This window comes from Arthrobacter sp. SX1312, from assembly GCF_002929295.1.
In the GTDB taxonomy this organism is placed as follows: Bacteria; Actinomycetota; Actinomycetes; order Actinomycetales; family Micrococcaceae; genus Arthrobacter_D.
This window is the reverse complement of the sequence record NZ_PJIM01000002.1, coordinates 483,935-504,275: the sequence shown is the minus strand read 5'-3', so window position 1 is coordinate 504,275 and position 20,341 is coordinate 483,935. Positions and strand designations below refer to the sequence as shown.

General features: G+C 65.9%; 20 protein-coding genes, 2 tRNA genes and 1 pseudogene. 15 read left to right on the top strand and 8 right to left on the bottom strand.

Going from position 1 to position 20,341, the window contains the following annotated elements:
- Positions 1–179: 179 nt before the first annotated feature.
- From rsmG to rpmH, 6 genes are all read right to left on the bottom strand, one after another.
- Complete coding sequence (gene rsmG / locus CXQ92_RS09785) at positions 180–848, bottom strand: 16S rRNA (guanine(527)-N(7))-methyltransferase RsmG (protein ID WP_104167555.1); 669 nt, start codon at positions 846–848, stop codon at positions 180–182.
- Positions 841–1,398, bottom strand: a complete 558-nt coding sequence (locus CXQ92_RS09780) for a R3H domain-containing nucleic acid-binding protein (RefSeq protein ID WP_104167554.1) — start codon at positions 1,396–1,398, stop codon at positions 841–843. The genes rsmG and CXQ92_RS09780 overlap by 8 nt, the downstream gene beginning before the upstream one ends.
- On the bottom strand, positions 1,395–2,357 hold the full coding sequence (gene yidC, locus CXQ92_RS09775) for a membrane protein insertase YidC (RefSeq protein ID WP_104167553.1): 963 nt from the start codon (positions 2,355–2,357) through the stop codon (positions 1,395–1,397). Before yidC ends, CXQ92_RS09780 begins: the two co-directional genes overlap by 4 nt.
- Positions 2,358–2,359: 2 nt before the next feature.
- Positions 2,360–2,725 carry a membrane protein insertion efficiency factor YidD gene (gene yidD, locus CXQ92_RS09770; RefSeq protein WP_104168188.1) on the bottom strand — a complete coding sequence of 122 codons (366 nt, stop codon included), beginning with the start codon at positions 2,723–2,725 and terminating at the stop codon, positions 2,360–2,362.
- Complete coding sequence (gene rnpA / locus CXQ92_RS09765; protein WP_104167552.1) at positions 2,719–3,099, bottom strand: ribonuclease P protein component; 381 nt, start codon at positions 3,097–3,099, stop codon at positions 2,719–2,721. The genes yidD and rnpA overlap by 7 nt, the downstream gene beginning before the upstream one ends.
- Positions 3,100–3,181: 82 nt before the next feature.
- A complete protein-coding gene (gene rpmH, locus CXQ92_RS09760) occupies positions 3,182–3,319 on the bottom strand; it encodes a 50S ribosomal protein L34 (protein WP_022892375.1) in 138 nt (45 codons plus the stop codon).
- Between the two features lie 460 nt (positions 3,320–3,779).
- Here rpmH and dnaA point away from each other — a divergent pair, with 460 nt between their 5' ends.
- The 12 genes from dnaA (at position 3,780) to CXQ92_RS09705 (ending at position 16,773) form a co-directional block, all read left to right on the top strand.
- Positions 3,780–5,195: a chromosomal replication initiator protein DnaA gene (dnaA, locus tag CXQ92_RS09755; RefSeq protein WP_181033614.1), complete on the top strand. Its 1,416-nt coding sequence runs from the start codon at positions 3,780–3,782 to the stop codon at positions 5,193–5,195.
- A 482-nt stretch (positions 5,196–5,677) separates the two neighbouring features.
- Positions 5,678–6,802 (top strand): DNA polymerase III subunit beta, encoded by a 1,125-nt coding sequence (dnaN, locus tag CXQ92_RS09750; RefSeq protein ID WP_104167550.1) that lies wholly within the window; start codon positions 5,678–5,680, stop codon positions 6,800–6,802.
- 63 nt (positions 6,803–6,865) lie between these two features.
- Complete coding sequence (gene gnd / locus CXQ92_RS09745) at positions 6,866–7,762, top strand: phosphogluconate dehydrogenase (NAD(+)-dependent, decarboxylating) (RefSeq protein WP_104167549.1); 897 nt, start codon at positions 6,866–6,868, stop codon at positions 7,760–7,762.
- Between the two features lie 10 nt (positions 7,763–7,772).
- Entirely contained in the window at positions 7,773–9,056 is a 1,284-nt protein-coding gene (gene recF / locus CXQ92_RS09740) for a DNA replication/repair protein RecF (protein WP_104167548.1), read from the top strand.
- Complete coding sequence (locus CXQ92_RS09735) at positions 9,049–9,675, top strand: DUF721 domain-containing protein (protein ID WP_104167547.1); 627 nt, start codon at positions 9,049–9,051, stop codon at positions 9,673–9,675. Before recF ends, CXQ92_RS09735 begins: the two co-directional genes overlap by 8 nt.
- 242 nt (positions 9,676–9,917) lie before the next feature.
- Entirely contained in the window at positions 9,918–11,957 is a 2,040-nt protein-coding gene (gene gyrB / locus CXQ92_RS09730) for a DNA topoisomerase (ATP-hydrolyzing) subunit B (protein ID WP_306738522.1), read from the top strand.
- 175 nt (positions 11,958–12,132) lie between these two features.
- Complete coding sequence (gene gyrA / locus CXQ92_RS09725; RefSeq protein WP_104167545.1) at positions 12,133–14,802, top strand: DNA gyrase subunit A; 2,670 nt, start codon at positions 12,133–12,135, stop codon at positions 14,800–14,802.
- On the top strand, positions 14,799–15,332 hold the full coding sequence (locus CXQ92_RS09720) for a DUF3566 domain-containing protein (RefSeq protein WP_104167544.1): 534 nt from the start codon (positions 14,799–14,801) through the stop codon (positions 15,330–15,332). Before gyrA ends, CXQ92_RS09720 begins: the two co-directional genes overlap by 4 nt.
- An 86-nt stretch (positions 15,333–15,418) precedes the next feature.
- Positions 15,419–15,492: transfer RNA gene (locus CXQ92_RS09715), tRNA-Ile, on the top strand.
- A 38-nt stretch (positions 15,493–15,530) separates the two neighbouring features.
- Entirely contained in the window at positions 15,531–15,647 is a 117-nt protein-coding gene (locus CXQ92_RS18395) for a DLW-39 family protein (RefSeq protein ID WP_219815704.1), read from the top strand.
- 44 nt (positions 15,648–15,691) lie between these two features.
- Positions 15,692–15,764, top strand: a tRNA-Ala gene (locus tag CXQ92_RS09710).
- An 88-nt stretch (positions 15,765–15,852) separates the two neighbouring features.
- Positions 15,853–16,773 (top strand): DMT family transporter, encoded by a 921-nt coding sequence (locus tag CXQ92_RS09705; protein ID WP_104167543.1) that lies wholly within the window; start codon positions 15,853–15,855, stop codon positions 16,771–16,773.
- Positions 16,774–16,868: 95 nt separating this feature from the next.
- Here the strand turns inward: CXQ92_RS09705 and CXQ92_RS09700 are convergent, their stop codons facing one another.
- Positions 16,869–17,816, bottom strand: a complete 948-nt coding sequence (locus CXQ92_RS09700; RefSeq protein ID WP_104167542.1) for a hypothetical protein — start codon at positions 17,814–17,816, stop codon at positions 16,869–16,871.
- 165 nt (positions 17,817–17,981) lie between these two features.
- Here CXQ92_RS09700 and CXQ92_RS09695 point away from each other — a divergent pair, with 165 nt between their 5' ends.
- Positions 17,982–18,524 (top strand): peptidylprolyl isomerase, encoded by a 543-nt coding sequence (locus CXQ92_RS09695; RefSeq protein ID WP_104167541.1) that lies wholly within the window; start codon positions 17,982–17,984, stop codon positions 18,522–18,524.
- Between the two features lie 221 nt (positions 18,525–18,745).
- Positions 18,746–19,405 carry a rhomboid family intramembrane serine protease gene (locus CXQ92_RS09690; protein WP_306738519.1) on the top strand — a complete coding sequence of 220 codons (660 nt, stop codon included), beginning with the start codon at positions 18,746–18,748 and terminating at the stop codon, positions 19,403–19,405.
- A gap of 256 nt (positions 19,406–19,661) precedes the next feature.
- Here CXQ92_RS09690 and CXQ92_RS09685 read toward each other — a convergent pair whose 3' ends face one another.
- Positions 19,662–19,910 carry a cell division protein CrgA gene (locus tag CXQ92_RS09685; RefSeq protein WP_104167539.1) on the bottom strand — a complete coding sequence of 83 codons (249 nt, stop codon included), beginning with the start codon at positions 19,908–19,910 and terminating at the stop codon, positions 19,662–19,664.
- 277 nt (positions 19,911–20,187) lie between these two features.
- On the opposite strand from CXQ92_RS09685, the pseudogene CXQ92_RS18650 reads away from it, so the two are divergent.
- Positions 20,188–20,340 (top strand): annotated as a pseudogene (locus CXQ92_RS18650) (class E sortase); the annotation flags it as partial.
- Between the last annotated feature and the right edge of the window lies 1 nt (position 20,341).

Sequence of the window (20,341 nt, the reverse complement as noted above, 5' to 3'; positions counted from 1 at the left end):
TCACGCAGTCCAACGGCAAGAGGGTTCCCGGCAGCCATCAATGGCTCGGGCTTCTTCGCGGGGGCGTCCTTGATGGTCACTCAGTAGCTCACTCTCACATGCCAGACGTCGTTATCTACAAGGGTAACGGGATAACCCGTGCCGCACGGGACGGTGACACCGCAGGGCTCGGCACCGCCTCAGGCGGGCCGGACCGGGATCCGGACCACCGTGGTGGGCTCCTCGAGGACGTCAGCGCCGACCGTGACGATCTCGGCCGTCCCCCCGCCGAGCTTCCGGATCACCTTGCGGGCCTTGTCGATCTCCTCGCCGGCGCTGCGTCCCTTGATCGCGAGGACCTGTCCACCCGCCCGGGTCAGGGGGATGGTCCACCCGGCGAGCGTGGAGAGGGCGGACACCGCTCGCGCCGTGACGTAGTCACCGTGAAGAGTGCCTACCATCTCCTCGGCGCGCGCCCGGTGCACGGTCACATTGTCGAGCGCGAGATCGTGGACGACCTCCTTCAGCCAGATGACGCGCCGCTCGAGCGGCTCCACGAGATCGAGGTGGAGATCGGGTCGAGCGATCGCGATCGCCAGGCCGGGCAGCCCTGCACCGCTTCCGACATCGACGACCGACGCGTCGGCGTCCATGAGCTCTGCCACGACGGCGCAGTTCAGCACATGACGTCCCCAGAGGCGGGGCACTTCTCGCGGCCCCAGCAACCCTCGTTCGATACCCGACGAGGCCAGATGGGTCACGAATCCGCGCGCCAGTCCGAGCCGGTCACCGAAGACGGCAGAAGCTGCCGTCAGTTCCTCGGCCGTCGGTTCAGGGGTACCGGGATCGAGGCGGGCAGAATCAGTCATCACTGGGGGAGATCACGATGTGCCGCGCCTGTCCCTCGCCCTCGGACTCACTCACGAACCCGAGATCGGCGACGACGTCGTGCACGATCTTCCGCTCGTACGCCGACATGGGCGCCAGTGCCATGTCCTCCCCGGTCTCCCTGACCGTCTCGACGGCGTCCTGCGCGATCTTCGTCAGCTCGCGACCGCGCCGGTCACGGTAGCCGTCGACGTCCAGGACCAGTCGCGACCGTGCGTCGGTGGCGGTCAGGACGCTGAGCCGGGTCAGCTCCTGCAGTGCCTCCAGCACCTCGCCGTCCCGTCCCACGAGCGAGCTGAGCCCGGTGTCGGATGCATCCTCGGACACGATCGAGATGTACGTGCGACCGCTGCGGACCTCGATATCGATGTCTCCGTCGATGTCCGCGATGTCGAGCAGTTCCTCGAGGTAATCCGCCGCGACGTCCCCCTCTTCGTCCAGCCGGGATGCCTTGCCCGCCGAAGGAGTCTCGACGTCGTCGTCGGGCTCCGGCTCGTGGCCGGCGATCTGCTCTTCGTTGTCGACCGTCATCGCCTCTTCCTCTTCTTGCGCTGGGGCTGAACACGCTGGCCTCGGGGCTCCGGCACCGTCTCCACGGCCGGCTCGGCCTTACGCTCTCCGAGCAGTGGCGCGACGGGCAGGCCCTTCTTGGCCCGCCGGTCCGCGAGAGCCTTGGCGGCGGGAGATCCCGGAGTCGGCATCCTGCGGATGACGTAGAACTGCTGCGCCATCGTCCATACGTTGGTGGTGGTCCAGTAGACCAAGACACCGATGGGGAAGTTGATCCCGCCGATGCCGAACACGAGCGGGAGGATGTACAGCATGATCTTCTGCTGACGCATGAACGGGCTCTGCATGGCCTCTTCGGACATGTTCTTCGCCATGATCTGCTTCTGCGTGATGAACTGCGACGCCGTCATGGCGATGATCATGACCACGGAGAGGATGATGACGCTGATGTTCCCGTCGGCGCCGAAGCTGCCGAGGAACGTCGAGGAGAGCGGAGCACCGAAGATCGTCGCATCGTCGAACTGCCGGACGGACTCCGGCGACAGGGCCCCGATCCCCTCGTTGTCCTCGCTGGCCCGCGAGATCCCGTTGAGCACGGTGAAGAGGGCGAAGAAGAACGGCATCTGGATCAGGATCGGCAGGCACGCGGCGAACGGGTTCGTCCCGTGCTTCTTGTACAGGGCCATCTGTTCCTGCGTCATCGCCTGACGCGAGAGCTGATCCGTCTTCCCCTTGTACTTCTGCTGCAGCTTGCGCAGGTCGGGCTGGAGCGCCTGCATGCCTCGCTGCGCCTTGATCTGCTTCACGAAGACGGGGATGAGTGCGGCACGGATGACGACGACGAGGCCGATGATGGACAGCACCCAGGTCCATCCGGATGCGGGATTCATTCCGAGGAACGTGAAGCCCTCGTGGAACATGAACATGATCCACGACACGAGCCACCTGAACGGTGTCAGGATCGTCTCAAAAAAACCCATAATCAGTCTGCTCCTCGGGCCGCGGGGCGGCTTTCGTCATCGGCCGGAATCACCGGGTGGTTCAACACAACTATCGCTGGCTCGTTCCCCTCGCGGAAACGCCGGCCACCCGGCGGGACGTGATCCACACCGCCCGGGTTCCAGGGGTGGCATCGCATCAGCCGCCTCGAAGCGAGCCAGCCGCCGCGCAGGAACCCGTGGACGGTCACGGCTTCGAGGGCGTACGCCGAACAACTCGGGTAGAACCGGCACACCGGCCCGTACAACGGAGAGACGACCTTCCGGTACGCGATCAGGAGTCCGATCACCGTCAGACGCGGGATCCCGATGACGAAGGCGAGCACTCTCCGAGCGACGTCACTCACGATACTCCGCCCTGCCTTCCGGGTGGTTCCGAGCCCCTCAGCTTCCGGGCGACCGCAGTCGTACAGGACGTGAAGTCCTTGGTGAGGGCGGGCCAGTCGCTCTCGGCGGCCGCCGGTAGAGCGCGGACGACGACGTCGAACCCGCAGGGATTCGCGCTGACCCACTCCGCCGCCAGGTGGCGCAGCCTCCGTTTAACGAGGTTGCGCATGACTGCGTTCCCGACGTTCTTGCCGACGATGAACCCGACCCGCGAGGGGGAGGACTCCGCCGTCACTGCGCCGTATAGCACAACGTTCCGGCGCCCTGACCGGGCACCGGAACGTACGGTACGTGCAAAATCCTTTGCCGTTCTCACCCGGTGGATCATCGGGAGCATGGGGGGAACCTGTTCCTCGCAGAGGGAGGGAAGCCCATGCCGACGCGATCATCCGCAGGATGCATGGCGAGGGAGGGACCGCTTATGCCGAGAGTTCGGTACGGCCCTTGCCGCGGCGCGCCGACAGGATGGCACGACCAGCGCGGGTGCGCATGCGAAGACGGAAACCGTGCTTCTTGGCACGACGGCGGTTATTCGGCTGAAAAGTCCGCTTGCTCACTGTAGTTACTCCAGAACGATCTTGAGATGCGTCCGGCCCATTGCAACAAGGGGGAAGAACAGACTGACGCGATGAAGGTGTACATCCGACATTCGCGAGAGAGCTGTCACATCCCGAGGCCTCTTAGTACCCGGGAACACCTGTGATGGCATGCGAAATGCAGACATGTTGGACTACACAACGGTAGGGGACAGCGCCGACGGGCGTCAAACCCGCGAGGGGGACGGCCTGTGGACGAATTGTCCACCGCCCTGTGGACAACTGGTACTGAAATCACCCTACACGCACCCCTAGCGGGCCCGTCCAACACCCCCTGCAGGGCCTCCGACCCCGCGTCAGTCCGCTATCTTCTCCACTTTTCATCCTCTAGTCTTGGCTCTGGTCCGTTTATCCACGACATGTGCACAAGTCTGTGGATGACGGACATTTTCGACTGGAAGCACAGCCAAGAGGGGTGTTCGTGGGTACAGATGAGGTAAACGACGTCGGGAGCTCCTGGCGTAAGGTCATCCGCACCCTCGAACAGGACGACCGCGTCACCCCCCGCCAGCGCGGCTTCATGGTCCTCGCCCAGGCGCAGGGACTCATCGGGACGACGATGCTCATCGCCGTCCCGAACGAACTGACACGCGAGGTGCTGCAGACCCAGCTCAAGGGAGCCCTCGACGAGGCGCTGCGCGATGTGTTCCGCGAGGACATCCAGTGCGCGTTCGTGATCGATCCCGAGCTGACCCCCGTCACCGAGGAGGTCCCGGAACCGGAGCCGGCGGAGCAACCGTCCCCGGAGCCGAAGGGTGAAGCGAAACCGTCCCCGACGCCGCCCAGCAACTCACACGAGTTCGGCCGGCTCAATCCGAAGTACATCTTCGACACCTTCGTGATCGGGTCCTCCAACCGTTTCGCCCACGCTGCCGCAGTGGCAGTGGCGGAAGCCCCGGCGAAGGCCTACAACCCGCTGTTCATCTACGGCGACTCGGGACTGGGCAAGACCCACCTTTTGCACGCGATCGGCCACTATGCGAGGCACCTCTACACCGGCATCCGCGTCCGTTACGTGAACTCCGAGGAGTTCACCAACGACTTCATCAATTCGATCCGCGACGACGAGGGCTCGAGCTTCAAGCAGACCTACCGCAACGTGGACATCCTGCTGATCGACGACATCCAGTTCCTCTCCGGCAAGGACCGGACCATGGAGGAGTTCTTCCACACCTTCAATGCCCTGCACAACCACAGCAAGCAGGTCGTCATCACCTCCGACCTGCCACCCAAGCAGCTCATCGGGTTCGAGGAACGCATGCGTTCCCGCTTCGAGTGGGGCCTCCTCACCGACATCCAGCCTCCCGAGCTGGAGACGCGCATCGCCATCCTCCGGAAGAAGGCGATCAGCGACAGCCTGAGCGCGCCCGACGACGTGCTCGAGTACATCGCCTCCAAGATCGCCACGAACATCCGTGAACTCGAGGGTGCACTCATCAGGGTGACGGCCTTCGCCAGCCTGAACCGCCAGCCCGTGGACGTGAACCTGGCGGAGATCGTCCTGAAGGACCTGATTTCCGCCGACGGCGCCCAGGAAATCACCTCCACGGTGATCATGGCGCAGACCGCCGACTACTTCCAGATCAGCATGGAGGAACTGTGCAGCAAGTCGCGGACCAGGACCCTCGTGACGGCACGGCAGATCGCGATGTACCTCTGCCGTGAGCTGACCGACATGTCCCTGCCGAAGATCGGGCAGGAGCTCGGTGGCCGCGACCACACGACCGTCATCCATGCCGATCGCAAGATCCGGGAACTCATGGCGGAACGCCGTGCGATCTTCAACCAGGTCACCGAACTCACCAACCGGATCAAGCACAAGCAGCGGGAAGCCTGACCCCGAGGGACCTCCTGGGGGCGACATCCGTAATTAACAGGTGTGGACACAGCTGTGGATAACCGGGGGAACATCCCGGTCCAACCTGAGGATAACCCCCCACCCGCCTGTGGATCCGCGGAATCACAAGAATTTTTCCCACACCCCTCCCCTGTGGGCCGTCGGCCCGACACACACCTTGTCCACAGGCAAAATCCGCGCCGCCGCCCCGCCCAGCGGGGTTATCCACAGAATCCACAGCAGTTATTAACACTACGAACCTTAAACTTCAAAAGCTCGTCAAATAACATTCCACGTCCCACACGCCCCGCACCCCTGCACGCCGAAGCCCGCTGCGCCGGCTCGCTATCCGGCTAAGCTTTGACCCAGTAGGGTTGTAGTTCCCGTGCCGTGGGGACATCCGTCCAGGCATCGGGCCCGACCATCCGCCGGCGATTCGCCGGTGGCTGTTTTTTTGATCTGGCGAAAGGCGGCACTGCTCCGTGAAATTCAGAGTTGAGCGGGATGTACTTGCGGAGGCAGTGTCCTGGACCGCTCGTTCCCTGTCACCGCGCCCACCGGTGCCCGTCCTCGCCGGTCTCCTGATCAAGGCCGAAGGCGGCATGCTCAGCCTCGCGAGCTTCGACTACGAGATCTCGGCCCGCCTCGAGATCCCTGCCGACGTCCTCGAAGAAGGCACCATCCTTGTCTCGGGACGTCTCCTCGCCGACATCTGTCGGAGCCTGCCCTCCGCGCCGGTCGAGGTGGCCACCGACGGTTCCAAGGTGACGCTCACCTGCCGCAACAGCCGCTTCAACCTCGCCACCATGCCCGAAGGGGAATATCCCGAGCTGCCGAAACTTCCCGACGTGAGCGGCGTCGTCGATGGAGACGCCTTCGCCCAGGCCGTGTCGCAGGTCATCATCGCCGCAAGCCGTGACGACACCCTGCCGATCCTCACCGGCGTGCGGATGGAGATCGAGGACGACCTCATCACGCTGCTCGCCACGGACCGCTACCGCCTGGCCCTTCGCGAAGTCGCCTGGAAACCGTCGACCCCCGGCATCTCCACCAGCGCCCTCGTGAAGGCTAAGACCCTCAGCGAAGTAGCGAAGACCCTCGGCGGGGCCGGCGAGCTGAACATCGCGTTGTCGGACAACTCGGAACTGATCGGCTTCGAATCCGGGGGGCGTCGCACCACCTCGCTGCTCGTGGACGGGGACTACCCCAAGATCAGGTCGCTGTTTCCCGCCACCACTCCGATCCACGCGACCGTGCAGACCAGCGCGCTCGTGGAAGCGGTACGCCGCGTCTCGCTCGTCGCCGAACGCAACACACCCGTCCGCCTGGCTTTCTCGGAGGGTCAGGTGACCCTGGACGCCGGAACGGGGGAGGATGCCCAGGCATCCGAGGCGATCGAGGCCACGCTCGACGGCGACGACATCACCGTCGCCTTCAACCCGCACTACCTCAGCGAGGGTCTCGGAGCCTTCAACAGCCCGTACGTGCGGTTCTCCTTCACCTCGCCGCCGAAACCCGCGGTGATCTCGGCCCAGGAGGACGCTTCCGGTGAGGACAGGGAAGACTACAGGTACCTGCTGATGCCTGTGCGGCTGCCCAATCTGTAGCCCTGCCAGCTGGTCCAAAGCCCGGTCGGCGGCCGGATGAACACATCATCAGAAAGAGAGCTCATGCACATCGGTCTCGTCGGTCTCGGCAAAATGGGTTTCAACATGAGGGAGCGGCTCCGGGCGAACGGGATCGAGGTCACCGGCTTCGACCGCGCTCCCGATCGCACGGACGTATCGAGCCTCGAAGAACTCGTGTCCTCCCTGCCTGCCCCCCGGATCATCTGGGTGATGGTCCCGGCCGGCGAGATCACGCACGCCGTGGTCACCGATCTGTCACAGCTCCTGTCCGAGGGCGACCTCGTGATCGACGGCGGCAACTCCAGATTCACCGATGACCAGATCCACGCGACGCTGTTCGCCCAGAAGGGCATCCGATTCCTCGACTGTGGGGTCTCGGGCGGCGTCTGGGGCCTGGAGAACGGCTACGGCCTGATGGCCGGCGGCAGCGACGAGGACATCGCGCTGGCCCTGCCGATCTTCGATGCACTGCGTCCCGAGGGCGATCGGGCGGAGAGCTTCGTACACGTCGGCGACGTCGGAGCCGGGCACTACGCCAAGATGGTCCACAACGGCATCGAGTACGGGCTCATGCAGTCCTATGCGGAAGGCTACGAACTCCTCGAGGCCAAGGACATCGTGAAGGACGTCCACGGCACCTTCGCGGCATGGCAGAAGGGCACCGTCGTCCGGTCCTGGTTGCTGGATCTGGTGGTCAAGGCCCTGCAGGAGGACCCCGGCCTGGCGACCATCGCCGGTTACGTCGAGGATTCAGGCGAGGGTCGATGGACCGTCGAGGAGGCCATCGCGAACTCGATTCCGGCTCCCGCGATCACCGCCGCGCTGTTCGCGCGGTTCAATTCGCGGCAGGAGGACTCCCCGTCCATGAAGATGGTCGCAGCGCTCCGCAATCAGTTCGGCGGCCACGCCGTCAGGCCTGCCCAGCCGAAGCCCGAGTAAGTGCGCTCCGGTGTACGTTGAGCACCTCTCGCTCACCGGGTTCCGGAGCTATGGGCAGCTCGACATCGACATCGAGCCGGGCATCACCGTCTTCGTCGGGCCCAACGGCGTGGGGAAGACGAACATCGTCGAGGCGATCGGATACCTCGCAACGCTGTCCTCCCACCGGGTGAGCACCGACAGGCCGCTCATCGCTTTCGACGAGGACCGGGCCATCATCCGGGGCCGGCTGGTCCGGGGAGTGCAGCGCACCAGCGTGGAAGTCGAGATCAACGCCGACACCGCGAACCGGGCACGGATCAACCGGTCCAACCCGGTCCGTGCCAGGGATGCCGCGGGGATCCTGAAGACGGTGCTCTTCGCACCGGAGGACCTCACTCTCGTCAAGGGCGACCCGTCCGTGCGGCGCCGGTACCTGGACGAGGTCATGGTGTCACTGCTGCCACACCAGTCCGCATTGCGGGCGGACTACGAGCGGGTGCTCAAGCAACGCAACGCCCTGCTGAAATCGGCCCGCGCGGCGGGCAGGTTCTCGACGGCACACGAGGCCACCCTCGATGTGTGGGACCAGCACCTGGCCGAGTCCGGAGCCCGCCTGCTGTCAGCCCGGCTGGTCCTCGTCGACAAGCTCCGTCCCCATGTGCAGCGCGCCTACCGGGAGCTGACGGACGGTTCCAAGCGCGCGGACATCACCTACAGCTCGAGCGTCTCGCCGTCGTCCGACCCCCTGACGGAGGACCACGGCATGGACCCGGGGCGCAGTGAGGCGGACGACGCCCTGGGCGACCTCGACCAGGGTGCACTGACCGAGCTGTTCATCGCCGGTCTCCTCCGACACCGCAGGAAGGAACTCGAGCGCGGCATCTCCCTGGTCGGCCCGCATCGCGACGAGCTCGCGCTGTTGCTCGGCGGGGTGCCCGTCAAGGGATACGCCTCGCACGGTGAGACCTGGTCGATGGCCCTGGCGCTGCGACTGGCGTCCTACTACCTTCTGCTGGAGGAGGACCGGACGCCGGGAGGGGACCCCGTGCTCATCCTCGACGACGTCTTCGCGGAACTCGATGCGCAACGGCGCACCCGGCTCGCTGCCATCGTGGGGTCCGCCGAGCAGGTCCTCGTCACCGCGGCCGTGGGTGACGACATCCCCACGGCGCTCGACGGACGGCAGCTCCGGGTGGTGCCCGGCGCCGTCGCCGCGAGCGGCGGCCCGGGTGGAGCCGCCGGCGTCCCACTGGAGATTCCCGACCAGCCCGCGGCCGCCGATAGAGATGCCTCGGGAGGAATAGATGTCTGACGGAGCTTCCGGGGACACTCCTCCCGCGGACGGAACGGATGCGCAGGGTTCCGGCGATCGATCGGGCAGGCGCGCGGCGGAGGGCGACGAGCCGTCGCGCACGCCCTCCCCGAAGGATGAGTTCCCGGAGCAGGATGCCCCGCAGGCCCTCCTCAACCGGCTGCGGAGCGCATCGCAGGCCAGGGGCACGCCCCGGGAGGCGGTATCAAAGCGTGCGGCGAAGACGACGCGCCGCCGGTACTCGCCCGAGCCGGTCTACGGCGGCAGGGATCCCGAGGGGGTGGGCAACGTCTTCTCGCGGATGCTCGCCGAGCGGGGATGGAAGTCGCCGGTCGCGATCGGATCGGTGCTGTCGCGCTGGAGCGAGATCGTCGGGACCGACATCGCAGCGCACTGCGTACCGGAGAGCTTCGACGCGGACACAGTCCTGGTCCGGTGTGATTCGACGGCCTGGGCCACGCAGCTGCGGCTCATCACCCCGCAGGTGCTCCAGCGGTTCGAGGCCGAGCTCGGCCCGGGAGTCGTCACACGGCTGTCGGTCATCGGGCCCGCCGCTCCGAGCTGGCGCAAGGGCGGACGCTCCGTCAAGGGCCGCGGGCCGCGGGACACGTACGGGTGATCCGGGAGCCCGGTCACGCCGTCCGCTGAGCGGCCTGTAGCGCAATCGGGGTCCCGGCCGCCGTATCCGGGCTCACGGATGGTACTGCCGTCCGGTCTGATGTGGGTTTATTGGCCAGTGAAGGGGTGTTCGCGCCGGACGTCGGCCCTCCGCAGGGTAGAATAGGGGAGATTGTTTTGGTCGATCCAGCTGAGGAGCCGTCTACGCCTGTGGCACACGAGAACGAGTTGAATGCAAGCGATGTGAAGATAGGCGACGGCGAGTCCCCGATCCTGGAGGCGGCCACCGAACACGCATACGGCGCCAGTGAGATCACGGTGCTCGAAGGCCTGGAAGCTGTCCGGAAACGCCCGGGCATGTACATCGGATCGACAGGGCCCCGGGGTCTGCACCACCTCGTCTACGAAGTCGTGGACAACTCGGTCGACGAGGCGCTGGCCGGCTACTGCGACCACATCGAGATCTCGCTCCAGTCCGACGGCGGCGTCAAGGTGGTCGACAACGGCCGCGGCATCCCCGTGGACATGCACCCTACCGAGGGCCGGCCGACCGTGGAAGTGGTCATGACCATCCTCCACGCCGGCGGCAAGTTCGGCGGCGGCGGCTATGCCGTATCCGGTGGCCTGCACGGCGTCGGTATCTCCGTGGTCAACGCCCTCTCCCAGCGCGTGGAGACGGAGGTGCGGCGCCAGGGCCACGTGTGGCGGCAGTCCTTCGCGGACGGCGGCAAGCCCGTCGGCGAGCTGCGGAAGGGTGAGCAGACGTCCGAGACGGGCACCACGCAGACGTTCTACCCCGACGATTCGATCTTCGAGAGCACCGAGTTCGACTTCGAGACACTCCGCGCACGCTTCCAGCAGATGGCGTTCCTCAACAAGGGACTGCGTATCACGCTGACGGACGAGCGCGCGGATGCCGTCGAAACGGACGAGGTCACGGAGGTCCAGAGCGCGCAGGACGCCGACGGGGAGCCGAAGCATCGGTCCGTGGTGTACCTCTACGAGAACGGGCTGCTCGACTACGTCCGCCACCTCAACTCGTCCAAGCGCGTGGATGTCATCCACCCCGACGTCATCGCCTTCGAGACCGAGGACACCGACCGCAGGATGGCCGTCGAAGTGGCCCTGCAGTGGACGTCGGCGTATTCGGAGAGCGTGCACACCTACGCGAACACGATCAACACGCACGAGGGCGGGACGCACGAGGAAGGTTTCCGTGCGGCCATGACCACCCTGATCAACAAGTACGCACGCGAGAAGAACATCATTAAGGAGAAGGACGACAACCTCACGGGTGACGACATCCGCGAGGGCCTGACCGCCGTCATCTCGGTCAAGCTGTCGGAGCCGCAGTTCGAGGGCCAGACGAAGACCAAGCTCGGCAACTCCGAGGCGAAGGGATTCGTCCAGCGGGTTGTCACCGACCAGCTCGGCGATTGGCTGGAGCGCAACCCCGGGCCGGCCCGCGACGTCATCCGCAAGTCGATCCAGGCATCGCAGGCGCGCCTCGCAGCCCGCAAGGCGAGGGAATCCACCCGCCGCAAGGGCCTGCTCGAATCCGGGGGCATGCCCGGCAAGCTCAAGGACTGTCAGTCGAAGGACCCCGCGCGGTCCGAGATCTACATCGTCGAGGGCGACTCCGCCGGCGGCTCCGCGGTCCGCGGACGGAATCCCGAGACCCAGGCCATCCTGCCGCTGCGCGGCAAGATCCTGAACGTGGAGCGTGCCCGTCTCGACCGCGCCCTCGGCAACAGCGAGGTCCAGGCCATGATCACCGCCTTCGGCGCGGGGATCGGCGAGGACTTCAACGTGGACAAGGCCAGGTACCACAAGATCGTGCTGATGGCCGATGCCGACGTGGACGGCCAGCACATCACGACGCTGCTGCTGACCCTGCTGTTCCGCTACATGCGGCCGCTCATCGAGAACGGCTTCGTGTACCTCGCGCAGCCGCCGCTCTACCGGATCAAGTGGTCCAATGCGAAGCACGACTACGTGTTCAGCGACCGGGAGCGCGACGAGGTCATCAAGATGGGTATGGCCAACAACCAGCGACTGCCCAAGGACAACGGGATCCAGCGCTACAAGGGCCTCGGTGAGATGGACTACACGGAACTGTGGGACACCACCATGGATCCGGACCACCGCACCCTGCTGCAGGTGACCATGGACGACGCCGCGGCCGCCGACCAGGTGTTCTCCGTCCTGATGGGCGAGGACGTCGAATCCCGCCGCAACTTCATCCAGCAGAACGCCAAGGACGTGCGGTTCCTCGACATCTGACGGGTAGCCCCGGCATTCTGCCGGCGCAACGAAAGTAAGAGCGGACTCAGGGTCCCTGCCCGAGCTTGCGAGGGAAAGGGCGACATCCGGTCGAGCGCCTGTACAGAACGCAGGGACCACCCTTGCTCGGATTCGCCAGTACTGCGGGGCAAAAATTGACGAACGGAACTGATTCATGAGTGACGACATCACCGGCAACGGACCCGACGAGCCCATCGAGGGCGAGGTCCTGACGGACCGCGTCGAGCAGGTCGACCTGCAGACGGAGATGCAGCGGTCCTACCTGGACTACGCGATGGCGGTCATCGTGGGCAGGGCGCTGCCCGACGTCCGCGACGGACTGAAGCCGGTGCACCGCCGTGTGCTCTACGCGATGTTCGACGGCGGCTACCGGCCCGACCGGTCGTTCAACAAGTGCGCCCGCGTGGTCGGCGAAGTCATGGGCCAGTACCACCCGCACGGCGACTCGGCGATCTACGACGCCCTGGTGCGCCTCATCCAGGACTGGACGATGCGCTACCCGCTGGCGCTCGGCCAGGGGAACTTCGGATCACCGGGCAACGACGGCGCCGCCGCCCCGCGATACACCGAGACGAAGATGGCCCCGCTCGCCATGGAGATGGTGCGGGACATCGACGAGGAGACCGTCGACTTCCAGGACAACTACGACGGCAAGAACCAGGAGCCGACGATCCTCCCGTCGCGCTTCCCGAACCTGCTCGTCAACGGATCCTCCGGCATCGCCGTCGGCATGGCCACGAACATCCCGCCGCACAACCTGCGCGAAGTGGCCGACGGGGTCCAGTGGTACCTCGAGAACCCGGACGCCACGAAGGAGGAGCTCCTCGAGGCACTGATCGTGCGCATCAAGGGACCCGACTTCCCCACCGGCGCCCAGATCCTCGGCCACAAGGGGATCGAGGACGCCTACCGGACGGGGCGCGGATCCGTCACGATGCGGGCCGTCGTCAACGTCGAGGAGATCCAGAACCGCACGTGCCTCGTCGTCACGGAACTGCCCTACCAGGCCAACCCTGACAACCTCGCGATCAAGATCGCGGAACTCGTCAAGGACGGCAAGGTCAGCGGCATCGCCGACCTCCGCGACGAGACGTCCGGCCGCACCGGCCAGCGCCTGGTGATCGTGCTGAAGCGCGACGCCGTCGCGAAGGTGGTTCTCAACAACCTGTACAAGCACACGCAGCTGCAGGACAACTTCAGTGCCAACATGCTGGCCATCGTCGACGACGTGCCCCGCACGCTCAGCCTCGACGCGTTCATCCGCCACTGGGTGACCCACCAGCTCGAGGTCATCGTGCGCCGCACGCGGTACCGGCTGCGCAAGGCGGAGGAGGAGGCCCACATCCTCCGCGGACTGCTGAAGGCCCTCGACGCCCTGGATGAGGTCATCGCGCTGATCCGCGCCTCGTCCACGACGGAGCAGGCCCGGGACGGTCTGATGGAGCTGCTCTCCATCGACGAGCTGCAGGCCACGGCCATCCTGAACATGCAGCTCCGGCGCCTCGCGGCCCTCGAGCGGCAGAAGATCCAGGACCGCCATGCCGAACTCGAGTCGATGATCACGGAGTTCAACCGGATCCTCGCCTCCGAGGACGTGCAGCGCGGCATCGTCAGCACCGAACTGGCGGAGATCGTCGCCAAGTTCGGCGACGACCGCCGCACCGAGATCCTCATGGGCTACGACGGCGACATGAGCATGGAGGACCTGATCCCCGAGGAGGAAATGGTCGTCACCATCACCCGCGGCGGATACGTCAAGCGCACGCGCAGTGACAACTACCGTCAGCAGGCGCGTGGCGGCAAGGGCATCCGGGGTGCGCAGCTGCGCGGCGACGACGTCGTCGAGCACTTCTTCGTCACCACCACCCACCACTGGCTCCTGTTCTTCACCAACCTGGGTCGGGTCTACCGCGCGAAGGCGTACGAACTCGTCGAGGCCGCGCGGGACGCCAAGGGCCAGCACGTGGCGAATCTCCTGGCCTTCCAACCCGACGAGACGATCGCCCAGGTCCTCGACCTGCGTGACTACCAGCAGTCGCCCTACCTGGTCCTCGCGACCAAGCGCGGCCTGGTGAAGAAGACCCGCCTCGAGGACTACGACACCAACCGCACCGCCGGCGTGATCGCGATCAACCTGCGCGACACCGACGAGCTCGTCTCCGCGCAGCTGGTGTCCGGCGACGACGACATCATGCTCGTCTCCCGCAAGGGCCAGTCGCTGCGGTTCACGGCCGACGACGACGCCCTGCGGCCCATGGGGCGCGCCACCTCGGGTGTGACCGGCATGAAGTTCCGCCCGGACGACGAGCTGCTGGCCGCCAACGTGGTCACGGACGCCTCCTACGTCTTCATCGTCACCGAGGGCGGCTTCGCGAAGCGCACCAAGGTGGACGACTACCGCGTGCAGGGCCGCGGAGGGCTCGGCATCAAGGTCGCGAAGCTGGCCGAGGAACGCGGGGACCTCGTCGGAGCGCTCGTGGTCCAGGAGGAGGACGAGGTCCTCGTGGTCATGGGCGGCGGGAAAGTGGTGCGCTCGGCGGTGGCGGGAGTCCCCGCCAAGGGTCGCGACACCATGGGCGTCATCTTCGCGAAGCCCGACAAGACCGACCGCATCATCGCCGTCGCCCGGAACAGTGAGCGCAGCGTCGCCGTCGAGGAGGGCCTCATCGATGATCCGACCGAAGCCAGCCCGGATGTCGACGTGATCGGCACGATCACCCCGCAGGAGGATCCTGCGGAGTTCACAGCCGATGAAGTACGGTTGTCGACAGAGGAAACGGCTGAGCCCGACGCTGAGTCGCCCGAACACGGAGGTAACGAGTGAGCTCGGCCAACACCAACCCGCGGTCGTCCAGCGGACAAGTGCGATCGTCCGGGGCAGCGCCGCGCGTGAATGCTCCTGCCCGGCCGCCGCAGCGGCCCGCGGCCGGTGGGCAGGCCGCCCGTCCGGGGCAGCGCCCCGGTCTCGTGAAGCCGGCGCCGAAGGCCAAGGCCCGCAAGGCGCGGCTGCTCGTCAGCAAGGTGGATCCCTGGTCGGTCCTGAAGATGTCGTTCCTGCTGTCCGTCGCGCTCGGGATCGTCACCGTCGTCGCGTCCTTCGTCATCTGGACCGTCCTCGACCTGACGGGCATCTTCGACGGAGTGAACGAACTGCTCCGCGAGATCGCAGGGTCCGAGAGCGGCGGGTTCGACCTTCGCCAGTTCGCCTCCCTGCCGCAGGTCCTCTCCTTCGCGACGATCATCGCCGTCGTGAACGTGGTGCTCCTGACCGCCCTGGCCATGCTCTCGGCCGTGCTGTACAACATCTCGTCCACCCTCGTCGGCGGTATCGGCGTCACGCTGACCGACGACTAGGAGACCGGCCCCTTCGGCGCCCCCGGGCGATTTGAAGAATGCCGAGACACTACTGTAAAGTCGTGTCTCGGCCCGAAGAGGTATCGGGGCGTATAGCTCAGGCGGTTAGAGCGCTTCGCTGATAACGAAGAGGTCCCAGGTTCAAGTCCTGGTACGCCCACGGATCCACCACTCGCAGGGAACTGCAAGGAGACTGTCGTGAAGAAGTTGCTCGTCGCAGCAGCGGCTGCCGCAAGTGTCCTCGTGTACAAGCGGTGGAAGGATTCCGAGAAGAGCAAGAGCGTCTGGAGCAGTGCGACGGACGAAGTAGTGTAGCTTCACGGAACGGCGTCCGGGACTCACCGGACAAGGTTCCTTTCGGGGGCATGGCGCAATTGGTAGCGCACCTGCTTTGCAAGCAGGGGGTTCGGGGTTCGAGTCCCCGTGCCTCCACCGAAGGAAAGCCCCGGCTACCGGCCGGGGCTTTTCGCGTTCATGGAGTGGATGATGGGCCGCCTGTGCCGTGCCCTACAGTTGCCGGGTGACTATCTTCCTCTCGATCCTCGGCGTCATCGGGGTATCGGCGTCCGGACCGATCATGGCGGCAACCGCCGCGCCGGTCCTGGCCATCGCTTTCTGGCGCAATCTGCTCGGGGCTGCCCTGATGGGAGGGCCAGCGCTCGTGTCCAAGAGGGCCGAGTTCGCCGCCCTGACGCGTGCAGAGTACCGGCGGCTCGGTATTGCCGCCGTGGCGCTCGCCCTCCACTTCGCATGCTTCATCACCGCGTTGAAACTGACGTCCGTTGCGGCTGCCACGGCTCTGGTGTGCCTCCAGGTCGCATGGATCGCACTCTTCAACGCCCTGCTGGGATCGCGACCGCAGGCGGCCGTGGTCGCGGGCCTCGGAGTCGCCTTCGTGGGAGTCGTCATCATCACCGGGTTCGATCTCTCGCTGTCGCGGGAGGCGCTCCTCGGCGACCTGCTGGCCCTCGCCGGCGGAGCCCTGGCCGCGGTCTACCAGATGGCCGGAGCTGCCGCCCGGCGGACCCTGTCCACGGGGACCTACACCACGCTCTGCTACGGCGCCTGTGCACTGATCCTGGTGGTCCTGTGTGCCGCTACCGGGCAGCCGATCGTCGGCTTCAGCCCTGCTGCCTGGGCGGGCATCCTCGCCGTGACACTGCTGGCGCAGATCATGGGACACTCCGTCTTCAACCACCTCCTGGCGGTCATGAGCCCGCTTGTCGTCTCCATGATCATCCTGCTCGAGATCCCGGGGGCTGCGATCCTTGCGGCAGTGTTCCTCGGCGAGCAGCTCCCGCTCGGGACCTACGGTGGGCTGATCCTCATCCTCGTCGGCCTCGCCGTCGTCATCCGCGGCCAGCAGCGGCGGAAGGCGCGCCTTTCCCCGGTCGACCCCGGGACCGCGACAGCGCCACCGCCCGGACTGGGTGGTCGGTAATAGTCCGTGGTGGTTATATGCGGTGCGCGTGATAGACGTTAAGTGAGGAAACCCCGGCCCATGGGCCGGGGTTTCCTCCGTGCGGTGCTGCGCTGTCAGGCTTTCGAGTCGCCGTCCGACGGCTTGGCGTGCTTGGCTGCCTCCGTGGCGTCCTTCGCCTTGTCGGCAACGGTCTGAGCCGCATCCGCTGCCGTGTTCTTGCTGTCATCCTTGGCACCGCTCACGGGGGTACTCTTGGTGGTGCCTTCCGAGGCGGCGGCACGATCAGCCGCTTCCTTGACGGACGTGACGACGTCCTTGGCCTCCTGGGTCTTGGCGCTCGATGCCGGAGCAGGAGCTGCCTTGATCGGAGCCGGCGTCTTCCAGGGGTCCTCGACGGGCTTCGATGCCCGCCAGACGGCGACGCCGGCCACGAGTGCGCTCAGGACGATGCCGACGATGAGCCAGCCCTTGCCCTTGCTGCGTCGCTGGCTCTTCTTCAGGTCCTTGGAGGCCTGCAGCGTGGCAGCTACCAGTCGCTTCTGGGCCTTCTTGACCGCCTTCTTGTCACCCGTGATCCGAATGACGGCCTTCTCGACCGCGGGCGGCACATGTGCGGAGGCGAGCGAGCGGGACGCGGTGTCCGCTGCCTCGCCCAACCTGATGGACAGCGTCGGCAGGTAGTCGTCGACCACCTTGACCTTCGCCGAGTTCAGTGCCGGCGCCGCCTTGTCGAGGGTGCCCTGGATTTTCGGCGTGGTGTCGTCGATGACCTGCGAGATGCGCGGACCGACCTTGTCGATACCGTCCTGGATCTTCGGCGCGACGACAGCGATACCACCGGCGATACCACCGGAGATTCCCTCCGTGGCCTTGCGGACTGTGACCTGCAGTGCGGGTCCGGCGGTCTCCCTGCCCTTCTCCCATCGTGGCTTCGCCCACTCGTACGCGGCGTCGACGCGTGGTGTGGCCCATTCGCGTGCGGCGGCCAGTCCGGCAGCTGCTGCCAGTCCGAGTGCGACGCCTTCTTCGAGTTCGTGGGTAGCGCGTACGTTCTTCTTCACAAAAACCTCCAAGGGGGGTGGTTACTCGTTTTGATCAGCCTACGTTGCATGGGCAGACGGTGCTATCCGGCCGGTAGGTCAGTGCTCGGCGACGGTGCCGTTTCACTGTGCGCGGAATGGCCCTGCTCCAGCTTATTGTCAGATGCCGCGTGGAAGAATGGCCTGATGACTGCTATTCCGACAGCAAAAGCGACCATCCACACCAACCAGGGCGACATCGAGGTGAACCTCTTCGGCAACCACGCGCCGAAGACGGTCAAGAACTTCGTGGGCCTCGCGACCGGTGAGATCGCCTGGACCCACCCGCAGACCGGCGAGGAGAGCACTGCTCCCCTCTACGACGGGACGATCTTCCACCGCATCATCAGGGACTTCATGATCCAGGGCGGGGATCCCCTGGGCCAGGGCACAGGCGGCCCCGGCTACAAGTTCGACGACGAGATCAACCCGGATCTCTCCTTCAAGGAGCCCTACAAGCTGGCGATGGCGAACGCCGGCACCCAGGGTGGGCGCGGTACCAACGGCTCGCAGTTCTTCATCACCTCCGTCCCCACCACATGGCTGCAGGGCAAGCACACCATCTTCGGCGACGTCACCGACGAGGGATCGCGTGCGGTGGTCGACAAGCTGAACTCGATCGCCACCGACATGAGGGACAAGCCCCTGGAGGACGTCGTCATCAAGAGCATCACCGTGGAACAGCTCTAACCCAGATGTCCTATGGTGTCCCCGCGCCCGACGCCGGAAGCCGGCAGGCCCCGGTCTGTCCACGCCACCCTGACCGCGTCAGCTATGTGAGATGCCAGAGGTGCGACCGGCCTGCGTGCGCAGAGTGCCAGAGGCCGGCGGCGGTCGGTTTCCAGTGCGTGGAGTGCGTACGGGAGCAGGCCGCCGGCGCCCCGGTCCACCGCAATGCTTTCGGTGGGGTCGTGCGCGGGGACACCAGCATCGTGACCTACACGCTGATCGGCATCTGCGTGGTGGTCTTCCTGCTGCAGCTGGTGCTGCCCGGGGTGACCAACGCTTTCATCTACGCGCCGTTCTTCACGGCCGGCGTCGAGGGGGCCGTGCCGGCCCAGCCCTGGCGCATGCTGACGGCTGCGTTCCTCCATTCACCGGGCTCGTTCCTCCACATCGCCTTCAACATGTACGCGCTCTACATCCTGGGGAAGGTCCTGGAGCCGGCGCTGGGACGGGCGAGGTTCCTCGCGCTGTACCTGATCTCCGCCCTGGGCGGATCCGTCGGCGTCCTGCTGTTGTCCGGGAACCCCGGACAGGGCGTCGTCGGCGCCTCCGGCGCGGTGTTCGGACTGTTCGGAGCGCTCTTCATCGTCCAGCGGAAGCGGGGCGGCGACGTACGGCAGATCGTCGTCCTGATCGCCATCAACGCCGCGCTGGGATTCCTGGTGCCATCGATCGCATGGCAGGCCCATCTGGGCGGGCTCGTTGCCGGCGCTGCGTGCGCCGCGGTGATCGCGTACGTCCCACGCGGTCCCCGCCAGGCACGGCTCCAGTGGCTGGGGCTGGGAGGCGTCGTCGTGCTCCTGCTCCTGCTGACCCTGCTGGGAGTCTCCCTCCTCCCGTTCTAGGGACGCACATCCAGGGGAACGAATTCGGGGAGGGTCGGCGCACATCGCGCCGGCCCTCCCCTAGTTGTCCACACCCTTTATCCACACGGGGGATAACTTACACACATGTAATTCCACAGCTGTGGATAAGCCTTGGACCGGATTTTCGGGCCCTTCCCCGGATCATCAACATTTCTGTGCACATCTGTGGATAACTTTCTACACACCATGTGTACAGAGCGTGGAGGGCGTTCCGCCGCCCATCGCCGACGTGCGTCTACCGCCAGCGCGTCGTCATGAGGAACCCGACGATCGCGATGCCGAATCCGGCAAGGATGTTCCACGACCCCCAGGCCTCGACCGGGAAGCGGGCTTCCGAGATGTAGAACGTGATGATCCAGAGCAGGCCGATGATCATGAGACCGAACATGACGGGCTTGTACCAGACAGGGTTCGGCTTCGGCTGTGAGGACTTCACGGCGGGAGCGGCGGACCTGGCTCTCTTACGGGGCTTCGACTCGGGCACGGTTTCTCCTCGGCAGGGCACGGCTGCGGTCAGCTGCGCCGGTGGTCGTACCGGCCGCCATTCCATGCCCGGACCCGCAGGCTATCCTGAAGGAGAACAACGTCGGGCGGCCCGGTTATCCCCACGATTCTAGCCAAGAACCGCCCGATACCCGTGCAACCGGAGGCAGGAGCGGCAGTGGTCAGGTCGGCCGTCGATGCTGCGTTGCGCAACCCGGCGGCCAGGGAGCGTCCGGAGCGCCGCCGTCGGTCCCCGCGGAGCCCGGAGCAGAGCGGTGGACCGGATCCTCACCCTGACGAGCTGCAATCCGAGGTTCGGCACGCAGGAGCGTAGTATTGCTTACTCGGTGCTGGAATCCTCGCGTCCCTCGGACGCTGTGCCCCCACCCGAGATCACCGAGCAGGTAGCCCGCGCGGCAGGACAGGGATAGT